Raw genomic sequence first — 2,673 nt, 5'->3', positions numbered from 1 at the left:
TTCGCGAACGTCATCACCGTTTGCATTCAGATCGTAACGATCATGGGTATTTGTAGGTTGAGTCATGGTGTCACCTTAAATTAAAGATTCGATTGCCGAGGCGGCATCGCGAATGTGCCCAGTTTTCTTCAACCGTGACTTGGAAACCTTGAGCTTGTCGGCTTTTGGGGCCGGAGCCGCCTGTTTTGCCGGTTTCTGCATCTTAGGTTTCACTTTGACCTTCTTCTTCGCCGTCTCTACTTTCTGCGACTGCTGATCGTAGAGCATGGCTTTGCGAACAAGGTCAATAACCCGATGGTCTGCCACTTGCGCCATATCTTCCGGGGTAAACCCGTAAGAACTTTGCAAATAGCCTTCCAATTTGGGCTTCACGTCCTTGAAGTCCGGTATCAGCTTTTGCAGGGCTTCCATCTCCTCGGCCATGCGCTGTTGCATGGTTTCGGACTGCTCTTGCTCCAACTGCTGCCGTTGTTGCTGGTACGCTTGCGCTGCCTGCTGTTTAAGCTGGTTAATTTCCTGCTGCCGCTGATTCAAAGCTGCATACTTCGCCGCCCATGCGCTGGGGTCTGTTTCCCGCAGCTCGCTAATGGCGTGAGCATTCAGATCGCCAAGCAATTGCTTCTCAGCTTGCAGCAGCACGTTGGCCGCTACTTGGTGCTGATATTCAATATCCTGGCTAGCCTTCTGGGCCTTTGTCTCAAATTCGCGGCGCTGTTGTGCCAGCTCACTAGTCTTGCGTCGATAATCGGCGTCTTTCTGATAACCCGCTTGGGCTTCTCGGAGGGTGACAGTTTGAGCTTCGCCATCAATGGTGACGTTGACCTTCAGGGTGTCCAGAAGCTCATCAGGTGAGACTTCCAGAGCCTTGGCCAAGTCATCCAGCGACTCAAGTGTAATCTGTTCCTCGTCGGATTCAGTTTCTTCGCCTTCTTCCGACTCCAATTCCGCTTCTTCTTCGTCGGTGTCCTCGGATTCCTCTGTGTCTTCGGAATCGTCTTCGGTTTCACCGTCTAGTTCCACGTCATCGGTAGTTGCATCCTCGATTTCATCTGTTTCCACCTCTTGTCGAGGCTCTTCAGTACCGAGAATTGAGTCTAATACGCCCGATTGTTCCAGTGCGTCAGCAGCGGAACTCACGGTATTGGATTGCAGGTCTGCTTGATCCATGTGGGTTCTCCCTATGGGAATGTGTCGCCTCACGGCGAGTTAATTGCGGCGTTTCTCAACGTGCGCAATGATATTTTATGCCTCTAGTCTTGACAATGCAACTATTCTGCCTTATGGGTCAGCTTATAATTGTTAATTCGCGCCCGAAGCGCCTTTTTAACGCCCTCGACCGTCTGCAACTTGCGAGCTAGCTCCAGGATAAACTTCTCTGAGTCGTCAGTGCCGTTCATATTGGCGTTCTTGATCTCGCTTAGAATACTGCCCTCAAGCGCGTCAAAAGCACCCTTCAGCACCTCATCGTCTAGGAGCTGCTGGGCCTTTAGGGCTAGGTGTTCTTTGTCGTTTCTCATTAACTCGCATCCGCATAAGTGATGGTCAGCGTTATTTGTAGACTGAAATCGGCTGTCTTGCCGATACTCTGACCGTCTACCCCGGCAACTAGTGTAGCACTAGAGGTGGTCACGTTGGCAGCCGTGTCATCATGCAGAGCAATGCGCCGGATGGTGAAATTACCCTGACCCGTTGGGATGGTGCATACGTGAGTTATGGTCTGGCTCGCCTCGGTTGGGGTAGCATCGAACGCCTGGTCATATTCGTTAGTGATTGCCCCGCCACTGTTCAGCGCGGTATGCGCAGCCGCAAAAGCCGCTGTACCATCGTCCACGCTCATGGTGCGGATATACCGCGCCACGTTGTAGTTTGTGGATTGGCTCGCCTGTTGACCTATCCGCAATAGGCCGCGATTTACAATTTTAGCCGCCATGTTCTTTCGCCTCGTGTTCTAAAATAACCTGCTCACTCAAAGATGCCGCCCCGCAGAAGTCGCAAACCCACCAGACTTCCGAAGGGTGCTCCACGGTATCCAGTATCTTGAATACCCGCGCCTCGTCATCTCTTTCAATAATCTGATTGCCCAGCGACTCTAATTTACGCTGCGCCTCATCCATGCTTATTTCAGTTTCCAGCTTCACAACTGCCGACGCGTGGAGCGTGCAATCAAGGTTTGTTCTGTGCTCACTACGCAATGGTCAAGCTCCCCGGCGCTATGGCTATATGATGGCATACCCACTGACTACCCGCTATCTGGTTGGAGTTGTGGGTGGCCGTGCCACTCGCTCCCGCTACTGCCTGAACCCGCGTGGCCGTCTCGCTTGTGACCTGTGTAACGCCGAGGTTACTCCCGTTATGGTCGGCCCTCTCAACATACCCGGCTGGGGGAGTGTAAGTTTGCGCCAATGAGTTAGACTGCGAGCATACCGACAGCATGAAACAATTCGCCGCTGTGGTCGTAATAGATGGACTAACAGGGTCTGCGCTTGTCCCGCTCGCCGCCGCCTCTGCGTTAATCGGTGTGGCATTGACGGCAATCAGCCGTATGATCGTGGCAACATGAGCGGCATTCTGACCGCCCGTCCATGTGTAGCTTGATGGCTCACTAGCTCCCGCCGCCTTGCGGTAACTATGCAGGTTAACCGACCCCGCCCGCGTAGAGCGAATCAGCGTCCA

The 2,673-nt window shown here is 53.1% G+C and carries 5 protein-coding genes; all 5 read right to left on the bottom strand.

What is annotated here, in order from left to right; all coding sequences use genetic code 11:
* Positions 1–75 precede the first annotated feature (75 nt).
* Positions 76–1,167 (bottom strand): hypothetical protein, encoded by a 1,092-nt coding sequence (locus ABYP33_RS18485; RefSeq protein WP_373092742.1) that lies wholly within the window; start codon positions 1,165–1,167, stop codon positions 76–78.
* 101 nt (positions 1,168–1,268) lie between these two features.
* A complete protein-coding gene (locus ABYP33_RS18480) occupies positions 1,269–1,517 on the bottom strand; it encodes a hypothetical protein (protein WP_372809491.1) in 249 nt (82 codons plus the stop codon).
* Positions 1,517–1,930, bottom strand: coding sequence for a hypothetical protein (locus ABYP33_RS18475; protein ID WP_373092740.1), 414 nt, complete (start codon positions 1,928–1,930; stop codon positions 1,517–1,519). The genes ABYP33_RS18480 and ABYP33_RS18475 overlap by 1 nt, the downstream gene beginning before the upstream one ends.
* Complete coding sequence (locus ABYP33_RS18470; RefSeq protein WP_373092738.1) at positions 1,920–2,192, bottom strand: hypothetical protein; 273 nt, start codon at positions 2,190–2,192, stop codon at positions 1,920–1,922. Before ABYP33_RS18470 ends, ABYP33_RS18475 begins: the two co-directional genes overlap by 11 nt.
* A partial coding sequence (locus ABYP33_RS18465) for a hypothetical protein (RefSeq protein ID WP_373092736.1) occupies positions 2,185–2,673 on the bottom strand: 489 nt, incomplete at its 5' end. The genes ABYP33_RS18470 and ABYP33_RS18465, both read right to left, overlap by 8 nt.

The organism is Zhongshania sp. (assembly GCF_041584495.1).
GTDB lineage: Bacteria > Pseudomonadota > Gammaproteobacteria > Pseudomonadales > Spongiibacteraceae > Spongiibacter.
The sequence above is the reverse complement of the archived record's forward strand: the minus strand, read 5'-3'. Positions and strand labels throughout refer to the sequence as shown.